The organism is Streptococcus alactolyticus, assembly GCF_012277075.1.
Taxonomy (GTDB): Bacteria; Bacillota; Bacilli; order Lactobacillales; family Streptococcaceae; genus Streptococcus; species Streptococcus alactolyticus.
Window position 1 is genome coordinate 535,300 of the sequence record NZ_JAAXMT010000005.1, and the last position, 15,355, is coordinate 550,654.

The 15,355-nt window shown below is 42.2% G+C and carries 13 protein-coding genes and 1 riboswitch; of the genes, 1 reads left to right on the top strand and 12 read right to left on the bottom strand.

Going from position 1 to position 15,355, the window contains the following annotated elements; translation table 11 throughout:
- Positions 1 to 172: 172 nt before the first annotated feature.
- The 7 genes from glgA to HFK82_RS04560 all read right to left on the bottom strand — a co-directional run bounded on the left by glgA (position 173) and on the right by HFK82_RS04560 (position 9,709).
- Positions 173 to 1,606, bottom strand: coding sequence for a glycogen synthase GlgA (gene glgA, locus HFK82_RS04530; RefSeq protein WP_168260956.1), 1,434 nt, complete (start codon positions 1,604 to 1,606; stop codon positions 173 to 175).
- Complete coding sequence (gene glgD, locus HFK82_RS04535) at positions 1,603 to 2,736, bottom strand: glucose-1-phosphate adenylyltransferase subunit GlgD (RefSeq protein WP_168260957.1); 1,134 nt, start codon at positions 2,734 to 2,736, stop codon at positions 1,603 to 1,605. Before glgD ends, glgA begins: the two co-directional genes overlap by 4 nt.
- Entirely contained in the window at positions 2,726 to 3,868 is a 1,143-nt protein-coding gene (locus HFK82_RS04540; protein ID WP_168260958.1) for a glucose-1-phosphate adenylyltransferase, read from the bottom strand. The genes glgD and HFK82_RS04540 overlap by 11 nt, the downstream gene beginning before the upstream one ends.
- Before the next feature lies 1 nt (position 3,869).
- On the bottom strand, positions 3,870 to 5,771 hold the full coding sequence (gene glgB / locus HFK82_RS04545) for a 1,4-alpha-glucan branching protein GlgB (protein WP_168260959.1): 1,902 nt from the start codon (positions 5,769 to 5,771) through the stop codon (positions 3,870 to 3,872).
- A 330-nt stretch (positions 5,772 to 6,101) separates the two neighbouring features.
- Positions 6,102 to 7,118, bottom strand: coding sequence for a diacylglycerol kinase family lipid kinase (locus tag HFK82_RS04550; RefSeq protein ID WP_168260960.1), 1,017 nt, complete (start codon positions 7,116 to 7,118; stop codon positions 6,102 to 6,104).
- An 18-nt stretch (positions 7,119 to 7,136) separates the two neighbouring features.
- Complete coding sequence (ligA, locus tag HFK82_RS04555; protein WP_168260961.1) at positions 7,137 to 9,095, bottom strand: NAD-dependent DNA ligase LigA; 1,959 nt, start codon at positions 9,093 to 9,095, stop codon at positions 7,137 to 7,139.
- A gap of 107 nt (positions 9,096 to 9,202) precedes the next feature.
- Positions 9,203 to 9,709, bottom strand: coding sequence for a QueT transporter family protein (locus tag HFK82_RS04560; RefSeq protein WP_168260962.1), 507 nt, complete (start codon positions 9,707 to 9,709; stop codon positions 9,203 to 9,205).
- Positions 9,707 to 9,817, bottom strand: a riboswitch (PreQ1 riboswitch). (Overlaps the previous gene by 3 nt.)
- Positions 9,818 to 9,845: 28 nt before the next feature.
- Between HFK82_RS04560 and HFK82_RS04565 the strand changes: the two genes are divergently transcribed.
- On the top strand, positions 9,846 to 10,271 hold the full coding sequence (locus HFK82_RS04565; RefSeq protein ID WP_154454373.1) for a GtrA family protein: 426 nt from the start codon (positions 9,846 to 9,848) through the stop codon (positions 10,269 to 10,271).
- A gap of 31 nt (positions 10,272 to 10,302) precedes the next feature.
- Here HFK82_RS04565 and HFK82_RS04570 read toward each other — a convergent pair whose 3' ends face one another.
- From HFK82_RS04570 to HFK82_RS04590, 5 genes are all read right to left on the bottom strand, one after another.
- Positions 10,303 to 11,247: a YihY/virulence factor BrkB family protein gene (locus HFK82_RS04570; protein WP_168260963.1), complete on the bottom strand. Its 945-nt coding sequence runs from the start codon at positions 11,245 to 11,247 to the stop codon at positions 10,303 to 10,305.
- 2 nt (positions 11,248 to 11,249) lie between these two features.
- Positions 11,250 to 12,110 carry a methionyl aminopeptidase gene (locus HFK82_RS04575; RefSeq protein WP_168260964.1) on the bottom strand — a complete coding sequence of 287 codons (861 nt, stop codon included), beginning with the start codon at positions 12,108 to 12,110 and terminating at the stop codon, positions 11,250 to 11,252.
- A 90-nt stretch (positions 12,111 to 12,200) separates the two neighbouring features.
- Positions 12,201 to 13,484 (bottom strand): CBS-HotDog domain-containing transcription factor SpxR, encoded by a 1,284-nt coding sequence (spxR, locus tag HFK82_RS04580; RefSeq protein WP_168260965.1) that lies wholly within the window; start codon positions 13,482 to 13,484, stop codon positions 12,201 to 12,203.
- Complete coding sequence (locus tag HFK82_RS04585) at positions 13,477 to 14,031, bottom strand: GNAT family N-acetyltransferase (RefSeq protein ID WP_168260966.1); 555 nt, start codon at positions 14,029 to 14,031, stop codon at positions 13,477 to 13,479. The genes spxR and HFK82_RS04585 overlap by 8 nt, the downstream gene beginning before the upstream one ends.
- A gap of 62 nt (positions 14,032 to 14,093) precedes the next feature.
- Positions 14,094 to 15,353 carry a UDP-N-acetylglucosamine 1-carboxyvinyltransferase gene (locus tag HFK82_RS04590; RefSeq protein WP_168260967.1) on the bottom strand — a complete coding sequence of 420 codons (1,260 nt, stop codon included), beginning with the start codon at positions 15,351 to 15,353 and terminating at the stop codon, positions 14,094 to 14,096.
- Positions 15,354 to 15,355 lie beyond the last annotated feature (2 nt).

A 15,355-nucleotide genomic window follows, 5' to 3' on the forward strand; every position in this document is an offset into this window, starting at 1 on the left:
CGTTATTTTAGTCCTATTTTGCTGAATTGTCAACGAAATCGCAGATTAGGGAAACGTTTTCTCATATTATTCTTAACCTTTGTTTACTTTCAAATCCATGTAAAATGGGAGTCTGTTTTGTGTATGGAGTTTGTAAAAAAGAAGCCTTTTTAGAAGCTCCTTTTGGTTAATTTTATTGGAAAAGAGAACGATATAAGTCCTCGTAAGCTTGGCTGGCAGTGTCCCATGAAAAATCACAAGCCATGGCATTTTGCTGCAGCATTTCCCAAGCTTCTTTGTCATGATGATAAAGGTCCAAGGCCCTTTCAACGGTTTTGGTCAGCCAGTAGCCTGAAAATTCTTGGAAACTAAAGCCTGTTCCTGTCTGGTCGTAAGGGTTGTAAGGCAGAACGGTATCACGCAAACCACCGACTTCGTGAACGATAGGCAGGGTGCCGTAACGCATAGCCATCATTTGTGACAAGCCACATGGCTCAAAGGCACTTGGCATCAAAAAGAGGTCACAAGCCGCATAAATCTGCTGGGCAAGGGCGAGGTCAAAGGTAATATTGGCAGACATTTTGTCTGGGAAAGCATGGGCAAACCAAGAAAAGCTTGCTTCAAATCCGTCATAACCTGTTCCCAAAAGCACCACTTGGATATCTTTTTCAAGTAGGTGGCACAGCTCATGGACTACTAAACCAAAGCCTTTTTGGTCTGTTAAGCGGGAAACCATCCCAATCAAAGGCACGTCTTCACGTACAGGCAAGCCAAGGCGCTCTTGAAGCGCTTTTTTATCCTGCATTTTTCCAGTCAAATCCGACGCAGAAAAAGCATAAGGAATCAATTGGTCTGTTTCAGGATTGTAGAGGTCAGTGTCAATACCGTTGGTGATACCTGTTAGTTTACCACTTTCCATGCGTAGAATTTGGTCCAAGCCCTTGCCAAATTCTGGAGTTTTAATTTCTTGGACATAAGATGGCGAAACGGTTGTGACGCAGTCAGCATATAAAATCCCACTCTTCATCCAGTTAAGGCACTCATTCCAGCGTAAAGTCCCGTCAGCATAACGTTCAAAGCCAACTCCAAACAAATCCCAAAGCATTCCTGGGTCGTATTGCCCTTGAAACTCTAAGTTATGAATGGTCAAGACCGTACGAATGCCTTGATAAGCTTGAATCCAGTGGTATTTTTCCTTCAACAAGAAAGGAATCATAGCTGTGTGATAATCATGTACATGGACAAGGTCAGGGATAAAAGCCACTTTTTCCATCAATTCAATCGCAGCTAATTGGAAGAAAGCAAAGCGCTCCCCGTCATCCCCATCGCCATAGATATGACCACGGAAAAAATAGTATTGATTATCTAAAAAGTAAAACGTGACTTGATCTTTTACCAAACGCTTAACGCCCACGTATTGATGACGCCAACCCACATTGGTGTAGTAATACAGGACGTCTTCGACTTGATCGCCAAATTTAACATCAATCATATCATAATATGGCAGAACCACAGCAACCTCATGACCTTTTTTGACAAGGGATTTAGGCAATGCCCCAATGACATCGCCTAATCCGCCTGCCTTGGCAAAGGGTGCCCCTTCTGCCGCAACAAACAATAGTTTCATTCTATAATATCCTCAGTGATTTCTAAACCTTTTTTAATAACAAGTGGGTTTTCCTTAGTGCCTCGAATGACAACGCCTGGGTGCACGATAACATTCTTATCGACAATGGCATTTTCAACCACAGCACCTTCACCGACCGTTACTTTTGGAAAGAGAATGCTACCTGTGACTTGCGAATCTTTAGAAAGGTAGCAATTACGCGACACAATAGAATGCTCAACACGTCCCTTCACAATGCTACCAGACGCAAATTGGGCGTTGGTTACCTGTGATTCGTTTGAGAAATAGCTCGCCTCTTCATTTCTCACGCGCGTATAAACCTTGTGGTTGGTATAAAGCAATGAATAGAATTTTTGAGCATTGAGCATATCCATGTTGGCATCGTAGTAAGATTTAACAGAGAAGATATTTGAGAGATAGCCCGTGTATTCAAAGGCTAGAGCATTGCTAGTGAGCAACAACTCACGCAAGAAGTAACGTAGACGACGTGGCTCTTCTCGCTTCATTTCTTCTTCCAAGCGGTTAATCAACCACGGTGTCTTAGCCACATAAATATCAGCAGACATTTTTTGCAATTCCAAATTGTCATCAATAGTCGTGCGTCTAATCACATGGTCGGTTTCATCAATGTCAAGGATTTCATTGGCATCAGAGATGGCTTCCTTAGGCATTTTTTTGTAAACAACGGTAATATTGCCGTCGCTGACTTCGTGCAGGTGAATGACTTGTGCCAAATCAATGTTACATAAGATGTCACAATTCATGTAAACCGTTTGCTCACTGCCTGAGCGTTTTAAGTAAGTCAAAATCTGTTCGTAGTAATCACGATTGGCCAACTCGCTGCTGTGTTGTTCTTCGTAAAAGCCAAGAAAATAATGGCTCAATAGCGTATTTAGCCCCCACTCACGACCGCTACGCACATGGTCGAAAACCGAGTGAATATTGTGTCCTCTAAAGATAGCATAAATGTTATGAATACCTGCATTGGCTAGGTTTGATAATTGAAAATCAATCAGACGGTACTTGTCATCAAATGGCAGATTTGCCAAAGGACGTTTTTCAGTCAAGGTTGACATATCATGGTAGACCACCGCATTTCCCAAAACTGCAGTATATTTATCACGCTTCACTTTGACCTCCTACTACTTCACCGTAGCCCACAACTTGCACTTCATCATTTGTCCCATCAATTTCGACATCATCACCGATAACGGCATTTTTCCCAATAATGGCACGCGTGATTTTGGCACCTTCTCCAATAATTGCTCCGCTCATGATAAAGGAATCCTTAATCTGAGCTCCCTTTTTCACCTGAACATTGGTTGATAGGATAGAATGCTCCACTTTCCCCGAAATAAAGCACCCATCGACAACGAGCGAATCTTTAACATCAGCTTCTTCTGTAATGAAATTAGGAGGAGCGATGAGGTTTTTAGAATAAATCTTCCATGAGCGGTCACGGCTGTGAAGCTCATTGTCTTCCCCGATGTATTCCATATTGGCTTCCCAAAGCGATTCAATCGTTCCAACGTCCTTCCAGTAGCCGTTGAAATTGTAAGTGTAAACGCGGTCCCCAGCTTCAAGGTAAGCTGGAATCACGTTCTTACCAAAGTCAGACATATCAACGTTATTTTTTTCAGCATTGATGAGGACTTCACGCAGGCGTTTCCAATCAAAAATGTAAATCCCCATTGAAGCCTTGGTTGATTTTGGATGTTCTGGTTTTTCCTCAAATTCAACAATTCTATCGTTGGTGTCTGTATTCATAATCCCAAAGCGGCTGGCTTCTTTCAACGGCACATCAATAACAGCTACCGTCAAACTAGCCATATTATCTTTATGGGTTTGCAACATATCCGCATAATCCATCTTGTAAATATGGTCCCCTGACAAAATCAAAACGTACTCAGGGTCAATGCTATCAATATAATCCATATTTTGATAAATGGCATGGCTGGTTCCTTCAAACCAACGATTCCCTTCCGTAGCAGAATAAGGTTGTAAAATGGTCGCACCAGAATTGATGCCATCTAGCCCCCAGTTTGAACCATTTCCCACGTGGCTATTTAAGGCTAATGGTTGGTATTGTGTGATAATACCAACATTTGAAATGCCTGAGTTAGCACAGTTTGAAAGTGCAAAGTCAATAATACGATAACGCCCACCAAACTGAACCGCTGGTTTGGCGATGTTCTGTGTTAATTTTCCAAGACGTGTCCCCTGTCCTCCTGCGAGGATGAGTGCTAACATTTCATTTCTCATTTTATATTCCTTTCTTAGGAATAGTTTTTATGATACGCCGTTTTAATTTCCAAATGCTTGCTCCCAAGGCTGGCAAGGTGAAACTCAAGGTATTTTCATAATGTTTCCAAAGCCCGTCTTGAGTGCGTGTTTGTGGATTGTTTTCTTGCCAAACCCCGCCAAATTCAGCGAGTTCGGTATTCCAGACTTCCTCATAAACGCCCGCTACTGGCACCCCAATCGTGAAGTTTTTCCGCTCGACTGGCACCATATTGAAAATACAGACCAGCATATCCCCTTCTTCATTTTTGCGGATAAAGGACAAGACCGTCTCATCTTTATTGTCCGCATCAATGATTTCAATGCCATCATAGCTGTCATCAATCTTCCAAAGCATATTGTTATCCTTGTAAAATTGATTTAAACGACTGGTGAAACCAAGCATTTTACGGTTGAGGTCGTCTTCTAAATTTCCCCACTCCAATTGGTCATTGTATCTCCACTCCAAAAACTGACCAAATTCGCTTCCCATAAACAAGAGTTTCTTACCTGGGTGGCAAATCTGATAGGTATAGAGGTTTCTCAATCCTGCAAATTGATTGTAGCGATCTCCCCACATTTTGTGCATCATACTTTTTTTACCATGCACGACTTCATCATGCGACAAAGCTAGGAGGAAATTCTCCGAGAAAACATACATGAAACTAAAAGTCACTAGATTAAAATCGTATTTCCGATAAACAGGATCTTCTTCATAGAATTTTAAGATGTCGTTCATCCATCCCATGTTCCACTTGTAGTCAAACCCTAGCGAATCCCATTCCACAGGGCCAGTGACTTTTGTCCCGCTGGTACTTTCTTCGGCAATCATCATCACGTCAGGATAAGCTTCTTTAATGACGGTATTCAATTTTTGCAGAAAATGATAGCCCTCGTAATTGCGGTTGCCGCCATCTTTATTTGGTGTCCAAGGACCAATATCGTAGTCACGGTGAATCATATTGCTGACGGCATCAACTCGGATCCCATCCAAGTGGTAATAATCAATCCAAAACTTGGCACTCGAAATCAAAAAGGACTGAACTTGATTTTTGCCAAGATCGAAATTTAAAGCTCCCCAGCCACGATTATGTGCTTGATCGTAATCCTGATATTCAAAGGTCGGCATGCCATCATAATACGCCAAAGCATCATCATTTATGGTAAAGTGACCAGGGACCCAATCGACAATAACACCGATATTATTGAGGTGACAAGCCTCTACGAAATTTTGAAAATCCACAGGTGTTCCGTAACTGCTCTCAAATGCAAAATAGCCCATCAGCTGATAGCCCCAGCTGGCATCAAAAGGGTGAGCCATCAAAGGCATCAATTCAACATGCGTATAGTTCATCTCCACCAAATAAGGCACCAATTCTTCCGTTAATTCCTTGAATTGGTAAGGGCGACCATCGGCGTGTTTCTTCCAAGACCCAGCATGCACTTCATAAATATTGACTGGGCGTTTTTGAAAACCAAACCGTTTTCGTCGCCCCAACCAAAGTGAATCTTTCCATTTCTTCTCTGGAAAATCCGTGATGACTGCAGCGGTACCTGGTCTTTGTTCAAAGTAAAACGCAAATGGGTCAATCTTTTCAACCTCATGTCCTGTTGAGCGTTTCACCAAGTACTTATACAATTGATTTGGCTTAGGCTGGTCTGTAAATACCTCCCAAACCCCCGCTACATTTCGCTTCATTGCCAGTGGATTATCTCTCCATTGTGTAAAATCGCCGATAAGATGAACAGCCTGAGCATTTGGAGCCCATACTCTAAAAACATAGCCATCTTTGCCGTCTCGGTTTTCCTTATGAAAACCAAAATAGTGCTGAGCATGGTAATTTTCACCCGTTTCAAAAGTTCTCAGTGCTTCACTTACGTCCATCAAACATCCTCCCTCTTTTTATTAAACATAAAGCTAAACAAAAAACAGCCTTGTTCTAAGGCTATTTCCAATTTTAAAGATCCCATACAGGCAAATTTCTAGCTCTGTCGCTAATATTTTGTAATCGCTTTATATTTAATAAAATTATAACATGATTTGAAAATACTGTCATGAAAATTTCAAGATTTTTCTTATATTTTTTAAAAATGATAAAACTGTTACACATTCTTTACAAAAAAGAGGACTAAAAAACCCTAAATAAAAACAAAAAAGCCTAAAAGATCCTTCGACCATTTTAGACTGTTAAATTATATTCTATCAAAAAATATTTTAATGATTATCTAATCCATCAACTTCTTTTGAGAATTTTTGAGCCATTTCTTCTAATTCGCGATCCTCTTGGTTCCACACCAAAGCATCGTCTGAAATTTCATCGGTATTGGCAAAGAATGTGATGTGATTTTTCAAGTTACGGAGTTTGATTGGGGCATCGCCACCGTATTCGCCATCCAAGTTAATCATCATTCTGCTATCAGACAAAGGCTCAATTTTAAGAAAATCCGTCTTGATGTATTCAATGCGTTTATCTCCAATGTGCTTACCACCATCAAGCACCAAGCGAATCAAGTGCAGGATTTCAATGAGGTTAGCCGTTTTCACTAAAATCAAGGTAAACTTGCCATCGTCTAATTTGGCATCTGGGGCAATTTGCTCAAAACCACCGACAGAGTTAGTAATGGCCGCAAAAATCATGGAAACATCGCCCTCAAAGACGCCATTTTCATAAGTGATCCGAACAGGTACCGTCCGAATGCTAGGCAACAACTCCACCCCTTTGGCCAAGTAAGCCAAGTAGCCAAACATGGTCTTGAGCTGGCTAGGCACGCTGTAAGTTAATTCTGTAAAAGAACCCGCCGCTGCGATGTTGATGAAATAAACATCTTCACGCGCTTGCCCAATGTCCATGGCAATGGTTTGATTTTTCCCGATAATCTTAGCCGCTTCGATAGGATTGCCACGAGGAATTTTTAGGGCACGTGCAAAATCATTGGTTGTTCCTGTTGGGATGATAGCCATTTTTGGACGGTGTTCCAGCGGTGCAATCCCATTAACCACTTCGTTAATGGTGCCATCACCACCAGCTGCAATGACCAAGTCAAAATGGTCTTGAGCCACTCGTTTCGCTTCATCTCGGGCTGAATTAGGTTCTGGGGTCGTCTGAAACGCAGAGGCCTCATAGCCATACCCTTCCAATATATTCAATACTTCTCCGACATTTTTTTTCATGATTTCTTGTCCAGAAGTGGGATTATAGATTAAACGTGCACGTTTTTTTGTCTTTTCCATAAAATACCTCGACATCCATTATAAACCTACTAACCATTCCTCATCACGAATGGTAATGCCCAAACTTTGTGCCTTGTCCAATTTTGAGCCTGCCTCAGCCCCAGCAATCACAAGGTCTGTCTTTTTAGACACACTACCAGTTACTTTTGCTCCCAATGCTTGCAATTTTTCCTTGGCTTCATTGCGAGTGAAATGCTCCAATTTTCCAGTCAATACGACGGTCAAGCCTGACAATTGGGCATCAGCGGACGCTTTTTGATCTAGATAAGCAAAATTAACCGCAACTGTTCGCAATTCTGCCAGCAAGGTCTGGGCTTCTTCTTTTGCAAAATAGCTGTGCAGAGAATTAGCGATGACATTTCCAATGCCATCAATGTTAGCAATCGCATCCACGGGTGCTTGCTCTAACGCATCAATCGTTTCAAAAACTTCTAATAATTGGCGACTAACCTTAGCTCCCACATGACGAATTCCCAAGCCAAACAACAATTTATCCGCAGAATTAGCCTTGGAAACCTGAATAGCCTGATAGAGTTTTTCTGCTGATTTTTCCTTGACACCATCCAAAGTCAGCAAATCCGCCACGCTCAACTGGTAAATATCCGCCACATCATGAACCAAATTGGCCTCGAAAAGTTTTTTGACCATTGACGGTCCTAAACCAGTAATGTTCATGGCATCACGGCTAGCAAAATGGGTCAAACGCTCTTGAATTTGGCTTGGACAAAGTGGGTTGATGCAACGCAGAGCCACTTCATCCTCATAATGAATCAACTCGCTACCGCAAGATGGGCACTGTGTCGGAATTGGCATCGGTACTTGCTGGTCGCGTTTACTTTCAACCACATGAAGAACAGCAGGAATAATGTCCCCAGCCTTGTAAACAATAACCGTATCACCGATACGAATGTCTTTTTCGGCAATGTAGTCCACATTGTGCAAGGTTGCTCGGCTAACGGTCGTCCCTGCCAATTGAACGGGTGTTAAGTTAGCGGTTGGCGTCACTACCCCTGTTCGTCCAACGGTCCAGTCAACGGATAGGATTTCAGCTGCCTTTTCCTCTGCCGGAAATTTATAAGCAATGGCCCAGCGTGGTGCTTTCACTGTGAAACCAAGTTCTTCTTGCATGGCTAGGCTGTTTACCTTGATAACAATCCCGTCAATATCATAAGGCAAACGGTCACGCTCTTCAGCGATGTCTTGGATAAAGGTCCAAATCTCATCCATCGATGACGTGGTGATACGCTTAGTATTCACCGAAAAGCCATAACGCGCCAGCTCATCCAAGACCGCATTTTGTGTGGTCATCTGAGTTGCTCCTACTTCTTGGTACAAGAAAGTAGCCAGTTGGCGCTTAGCAACAACTGCCGTATTTAACTGACGCAGAGTACCCGCCGCTGCATTTCTAGGATTGGCAAATTCAGTCTGTCCATTTTCACGACGTTCTTCGTTGATTTTGTCAAAAGATTGTTTGGGAAGGTAAGCCTCACCACGCACAGTAATCGTGAGCGGTTCTTTCAAACGGTGGGGAATATCCTTGATGCGTTTGACATTTTCAGTGATATTTTCGCCAACCGAACCATCGCCACGAGTCGCCCCCACTTGCAAGACACCGTCGACATAAACCAGCGAAATAGACAAGCCATCAATTTTCAACTCAGCCATGTAAGAGGCATTTGGAAATTCTGATTTGACACGGCGGTCAAAGTCGTCCAATTCTTCACGTGAAAAGGCATCTTGTAAGCTATATAGAGGAACTTGGTGTTGGTACTTTTCAAAGCCCTCTAAAATAAGCCCACCGACTTCTTGTGTTGGGCTATTGGGTAAAATCCACTCTGGATGTGCTTTTTCAAGGTCAACTAATTCACGATAAAGGACGTCATATTCACTATCTGACACCGTTGGTTTATCGTCTGTATAATACTCTTTTCGGTATTGGTTGAGTAGGTCAACCAGGTTTTGAATACGCTTTTTCATACTATTATTTTAACATATATTGTCAAAAAGTCTTACTAAAAGTTTAGGAATTCTTAACAAAAAGGAAACGAAAAAAGCCTTCTTCAAAAGAAAGCTTTGCCTTATGCTTAAGCACTGAGATTGATGCGCTTGCTTAATCGGTCCATGATCAGAGAACCGATAAGCAAGGATGCCAATTCTCCCATAGCTGTGGTGAACCAAGTCAACCAGAAAGGTGCACCAAAGAAATGCAATTCTAATGCGACTGTGAACATAGACGCTGAAAAGAAAAACGAAAAATAAAAGAAAGCCTTATTAAACAAGCCATTAAATAGATATTGGTCCTTGTAGCGGTCAAAGAGCATAACACCCAAGCTTACAAAAACAAGCGTTGATAAACCTCCGACGACAACATCAATCAAACCAAAACTGTAAAAATTGGCAATCATACAACCCAGTGTCAAACCAATAATATACTTACGATTGTAAAAAGCCATAAAATTCAACATTTCTGATACACGAAATTGGTAGGCACCGTAGGAAATGGCATTTAAAGGCGGTGTTATCGTTAAAACAACATACAAAGCAGCCACAAAAGCCACTTGAGCAAGGTCACGAATAGTCAATGATTTCATAACTTTCTCCTTTAACGTCAGAGTTTTACACTCCACGTCTTTAATATGCTTGACGAAAGGGAAATAAGCGTCAAGGGTCGTTTGCACAACGTTTTAAAGTATAGCACAAATACCAAAAATTTGATATAGTAGTTCTATGAAAAAATTAATCTCTAACGAAGTTTTTAAATACTTGTTTTTCGGTGTCTTGACAACCCTTGTTTACATGGTAACTCGGGTAGCCTTTTTCTCACTCACCCAATCAGCGACCTTTTCAGCCGTTGTCGCTAACATTGTTGCCATTATTTTTGCCTTTGTGACCAATGATTATTTTGTTTTTAACCAAGTTCGCACGGGCTGGTTCAGACGTTTGGTCAAATTTTTCATGGCTCGCTTGGCAACCCTTGTGTTGGACTTGGCTTTGGCTTACCTTCTCGTTACCAAATACCCACAAATTATCGGACAATTCGTCAACGATAACATCGCCATGGTCAACATGGTGGAAACCATCTTCTCGCAAGTGCTTATCATCGTCCTAAACTACGTGCTCAGTAAGTTACTTGTTTTCCGAGATAATCAATAAAAGCTACCATTCTCTTAAAATGATAGCTTTTTTACTTGTCTTTTTTATCTGATGGGGTGTTCTTTTTTCGGCGGTTTAAAATGGATAAGATATCCCCACGTCTGCTTTCCATCTTGCCTTGACTCAGCTCTTGATAAGTGGCATTGAAAACAGCCCCCAAAATCAAAATGCGTGCCAAAAAGATGAACCACATCATCAAACCAAAAATCATAATCGACCCGAAAACTTTAAGGTCAACCATGCGTTCAAAAGTCCTCAAAACATACTGACTAAATAAATTATTCAGGAAAACAAGAACAATAGAGGTCAGAGCGGTTCCTGGCAAAATGAAGCGGAAACACCGAATTTTAACATTGGGCAAAATGAAATACAAAATCATAATGCCAAACACAATGGTCAGCACCGTGACGGGTTGTGCTAGGCTCAAAAGCATTTTTACCAGTGTGTCATCTAAAGGATGATGACGGCTGATGAGTTGCAAAATAGCTTTTGAAAAGGATGAAAAAATCAGCACAAAGGTCAAGAGGAACAAAATGAGCAGACCAGCTAAAATGCCAATCAAACGCCCCACCACAAAATCCCTGTGTTGTGATACACCATAAGCCTTATTGATGGCTTTTTGCAGTGATGTTAGTGATTTGGACATGGTCCAAAAGGCCGTCAAAGTCGCCACTCCCAAAATACCGCCAGATGGGTTTGAAAAAATATCCGTGGTAATGGCAGAAACCGTTGGATAGATATTGGTTGGCAAATTTTTCTCCATAAACGACAATAAGACTGAGATGTCTAAATTGAGATAGGGAAAGATATTTGCAGCAATCACAATCAAGGGAAAAGCTGTCAACATGAGGTAGTAAGCAACTGCGACAGCCGATAAATCCATCTCTGCACTTTGATAATGTTTGACATAAACTTGTAATGGCTGCCACTGCAATTTAGACAACAAAGCATCTAATCGTTGTTGCTTACGCTCCATGCTTAATACGTTCTTTCTTCTCCTTGGCTAGTTAGGATAACTGGACCATCTTTGGTAATCACAAATTGGTGTTCGTATTGGCATGACAAGCCGCCATCTAGGGTTTTGTGAGCCCAGCCAGTTTTTATATCCGTATCAATTTCCCAAGTGCCTGTGTTAATCATTGGTTCAATGGTCAAGACCATGCCTTCACGCAAGCGAAGCCCACGACCAGCCTTACCATAATGAGGCACCATTGGTTCTTCGTGCATAGTTGGACCAACACCGTGACCAACTAAATCACGAACCACACCGTAACCACGGCTTTCAGCGTATTCTTGAATGGCTGCACCGATATCACCGATACGATTGCCGACAACCGCTTTTTCAATACCGATATAAAGGCATTCTCTGGTAACGTCCATCAAGTTTTTAACTTCTTCTGAAACATTTCCAACTGCATAAGCCCAGCAAGAATCCGCCAAACCACCTGAGTAAGATTGGGTATATTTTTTCACTTGAGCAACATTGTCAAAGTCCAATTTTGACACGTCCACAACAGATTTATCAAGCGGTTCACTCAAAACCATATCAACTTTAAGCAAATCGCCTTCTTTTAAAATGTAGTGACGTGGAAAAGCGTGAGCCACTTCATCATTTAAACCACAACAAGTGGCATAGGGGTAGTCCATTACAGAACCATCCACCCCAATTTGAAGGGGCAATACGTTGGCTTCTTTACAGCGACGACGCACATATTCTTCCACTTCCCACATATCCAAGCCTGGTTTGATTAAGTCACGTAAACCAATGTGAACTGAAGCTAGAAAATTACCTGCACGGTCCATAGCTTCAATTTCACGAGTTGATTTTAATGTAATCATATCGTTTGTACTCCCTTTTCATCGTTCAAAATTAATCAGTATTCATTATACACCGAACTGGTGTAAAGGTCAAAAATAGCCCGTAAGCTCTCAGTTAATTTTCGTTGTCACCAAAGCTTTTGCGACGATTTGATTGTCCAGCAAAATTTCAAAATCAATGACAGAACTATGGCGTTTTTCCGTTATCAATCGTGGGCGAATTTCCAAGCAATCGTCAATTTGCACGGCACGCACAAAATAAAGCATGAGCTGCTCCATAACAATGTTTTTTTGGTATTTCTTGGTCAATACCCGCACGCTAATGTCTTTGAGAAATTCGGTCAAAATGCCTTGTGAAAAATTACCCGAGCTATCAATCATGGTTGGTTCCACAGTGAAACGATAAACATCATCTTTTTGATGCAAACTAGCCAACAGCTGCTCGCTGTAAGTGTGAAGGTGAGAATGTTGGAGGTTGGGGAGGTTTTCGACCACCTGACGTCTGGTGATGACACCCAACAAGGTCAAATCTTCCGCCACAACAGGCAACATATTCAAATCTTCAAAAATCATTTTTTGGCTAATATTGGCAAGACTGGCTTGCGGTTTTGCCACAATCAAATTGCGGGACATGATGCTTTTGATGGGCGTTGCATTTTCCTTGCCCAAGACATCTAGCATACTGACCACCCCAATGACCACGTTTTTGTCATTGATGACAGGAAAACGGACATTACGCGTCTGCTTAATCATGTCATTAAATTCGCCAATGGTATCGCCTTCTCGCAAGAAACCGTAATCGTCTTTCTTTTGGTAAAATTGCTCAACGGTCGTCAAATCGCGTTTGATTTGCAAATTAGACAAGGCGTGATTGATAATGGTTGCCACGGTAAAGGTGTCATAATGGGACACCATGACAGGAATGGCCAATTCATCTGCCAAGCAAAGCACATTTTCTGAAACGGGCAAGCCACCTGTCACCAAAATGGCATTTTGCTTTTCTAGCGCCAGCAATTGAATATTTTCTCGGTCCCCAACAATCAAAAGCCCACCTTTGACGAGGTAGTGCAAAACATTGTCACGGGTCATGGCACCAATCGTAAATTTGCTAAATTCACGGTGCAGGCCTGATTTTCCTGCCAAAACTTCCGAATCCGTGATGCGAGCAATTTCAGCATAGGTGAGGCGTTCAATACGAACGGTTGATTTTTTCTCAATGCGCACAGTACCGCTGCGTGGCTTGGTTTCCACGATGCCACGATTTTCAGCTTCTTTTATGGCACGGTAGGCAGTTCCATCGCTCACGTTAAGGTGATTGGAGATGCTGCGTACGCTAACGCGTTTCCCAACAGGAAGATTTTCCAAGTATTCCAATATTTGTTGATGCTTACTCATAACGGTAATCCCTCCTGTTCAATTGATAATCCACATAATCCCGCATTTTATGGGTGTAACGGTCGCTCCCTTTAAATCGCCTTTTTAAACAAAAACCTGATTTTTCCGCCACTTTTTGGCTGGCAATATTTTCCTTATGTGCCACAATGCGCAAACCTTGCAGCCCCAATTCTTGAAAGCTCAAAAAGCAAAGCGTTTTTAAACACTCAGTCATCAGACCCCGTCCCCAAAAATCGCGGTGCAAAAAATAGCCAATTTCAGTCGTCGCACGGCGGCTGTCCAATTTTTCAAAGCGAATGCAACCAATCATCTTGCCGCTCACCTTGTCCTCAATTGCCCAAACCCCAAGCGGCTCTTTCATAAAATAGTGAACCATGACGTAATCACTTTCGGCTTGAGCCTGACAACTTGGAAAAATAAAACGCAAATTGTCAGCATCCTGACAAATATCAAAAAAATCCAAGCGGTCTGAAAAAGCAAAAGGGCGTAAGCGGGTACGGTCGGTTTCAAACGAAGCGTACCGCCCTAATTGTGTCCAAATATCCATGTCCCTATTATAACACACCTTCTTTTTAACTAATCAAAAAGAGGCTAACTCGTAGCCCCTTTTTACTCTTCAATCAATGCAATATCAGCACCCAAAGAAGTGAGTTTTTCAATGATACTTGAATAACCACGCAAAATAAATTCGACATTGGTAATTTCTGTGCGGCCTTCTGCCATCAAACCTGCAATCACAAGAGCTGCTCCCGCACGCAAGTCAGATGCTTTCACCACCGTTCCTGTTAATTTGTTTGGACCTTGGTAAACAATGCGACCACCAACCGTTGAAATATCTGCACTCATTCGAGCCAACTCCGCCACATGATTGATACGTTTTTCATAAATCGTATCTAAAATCATGCCACGCCCTTCTGTTTTCAAGAGCAAAGGTGTGATGGGTTGTTGCAAATCCGTCGCAAAGCCTGGATAAGGAGAGGTTTTCACCGTTACCGCTTTCAAGGTGGATTGCTTTTCAACAAAAATCGCATCTTCTTCAATCGTCATGCGAACGCCCATTTCTTCAAGCTTGGCAATATAACTCTCCAAATGCTCATAAAGCACGTTGGTGATGCGGATACCTTCCCCAATTGCTGCCGCTAGAGCAATATAAGTCCCTGCTTCGATACGGTCAGGAATGACTTGGTGGCGTGTCCCGTGCAGGTAGTCAACCCCTTCAATCGTGATGATATCTGTACCAGCCCCGCGGATATGAGCTCCCATATTATTCAACAAGGTCGCCACATCAATGATTTCTGGCTCACGCGCCGCATTTTCAATCGTTGTACGTCCCTTTGCCTTAGTCGCCGCCAACATGGTATTGATGGTTGCCCCAACGCTCACCGTATCCATGTAAATGTGTGCCCCGTGAATCGGCTCACCTTCTGTTGATAGACGCATGGCTTCACCTTCATAGGAAATAGAGGCTCCCATAGCTTCAAAAGCTTTCAAATGAAGGTCAATGGGACGTGGACCTAGGTCACAACCACCAGGCAAGCCCACTGTTGCCTCACCAAAACGACTCAACAAACTCCCATAAAAGTAGTAAGACGCTCTAAGACTATTGATTTTGCCATAAGGCATTGGTTGATTTTTAACGCCACGAGGGTCAATTTCAAGCGTATCGCCTTCTCGCTTTACCTTTGCCCCCATGATTTCCATAATCTCAATTAGGCTATCAACATCGGAAATGTCAGGAACACCGTCCAATGTGACAACGTCATCTGAAAGAATAGTAGCAGGAATCAAAGCGACTACACTATTCTTTGCACCCGAAATAGCAACTTCACCCTTCAAAGGTTTGCCACCATTAATTACAATTTTACGCATAT

Excerpts from the sequence above, each read along its gene's own strand:
- glgA (WP_168260956.1), bottom strand. The coding sequence starts at position 1,606 with ATGAAACTATTGTTTGTTGCGGCAGAAGGGGCACCCTTTGCCAAGGCA.
- HFK82_RS04540 (WP_168260958.1), bottom strand. The coding sequence starts at position 3,868 with ATGAGAAATGAAATGTTAGCACTCATCCTCGCAGGAGGACAGGGGACA.
- glgB (WP_168260959.1), bottom strand. The coding sequence starts at position 5,771 with ATGGACGTAAGTGAAGCACTGAGAACTTTTGAAACGGGTGAAAATTAC.
- HFK82_RS04550 (WP_168260960.1), bottom strand. The coding sequence starts at position 7,118 with ATGGAAAAGACAAAAAAACGTGCACGTTTAATCTATAATCCCACTTCT.
- ligA (WP_168260961.1), bottom strand. The coding sequence starts at position 9,095 with ATGAAAAAGCGTATTCAAAACCTGGTTGACCTACTCAACCAATACCGA.
- HFK82_RS04560 (WP_168260962.1), bottom strand. The coding sequence starts at position 9,709 with ATGAAATCATTGACTATTCGTGACCTTGCTCAAGTGGCTTTTGTGGCT.
- HFK82_RS04565 (WP_154454373.1), top strand. The coding sequence starts at position 9,846 with ATGAAAAAATTAATCTCTAACGAAGTTTTTAAATACTTGTTTTTCGGT.
- HFK82_RS04570 (WP_168260963.1), bottom strand. The coding sequence starts at position 11,247 with ATGGAGCGTAAGCAACAACGATTAGATGCTTTGTTGTCTAAATTGCAG.
- HFK82_RS04575 (WP_168260964.1), bottom strand. The coding sequence starts at position 12,110 with ATGATTACATTAAAATCAACTCGTGAAATTGAAGCTATGGACCGTGCA.
- spxR (WP_168260965.1), bottom strand. The coding sequence starts at position 13,484 with ATGAGTAAGCATCAACAAATATTGGAATACTTGGAAAATCTTCCTGTT.
- HFK82_RS04585 (WP_168260966.1), bottom strand. The coding sequence starts at position 14,031 with ATGGATATTTGGACACAATTAGGGCGGTACGCTTCGTTTGAAACCGAC.
- HFK82_RS04590 (WP_168260967.1), bottom strand. The coding sequence starts at position 15,353 with ATGCGTAAAATTGTAATTAATGGTGGCAAACCTTTGAAGGGTGAAGTT.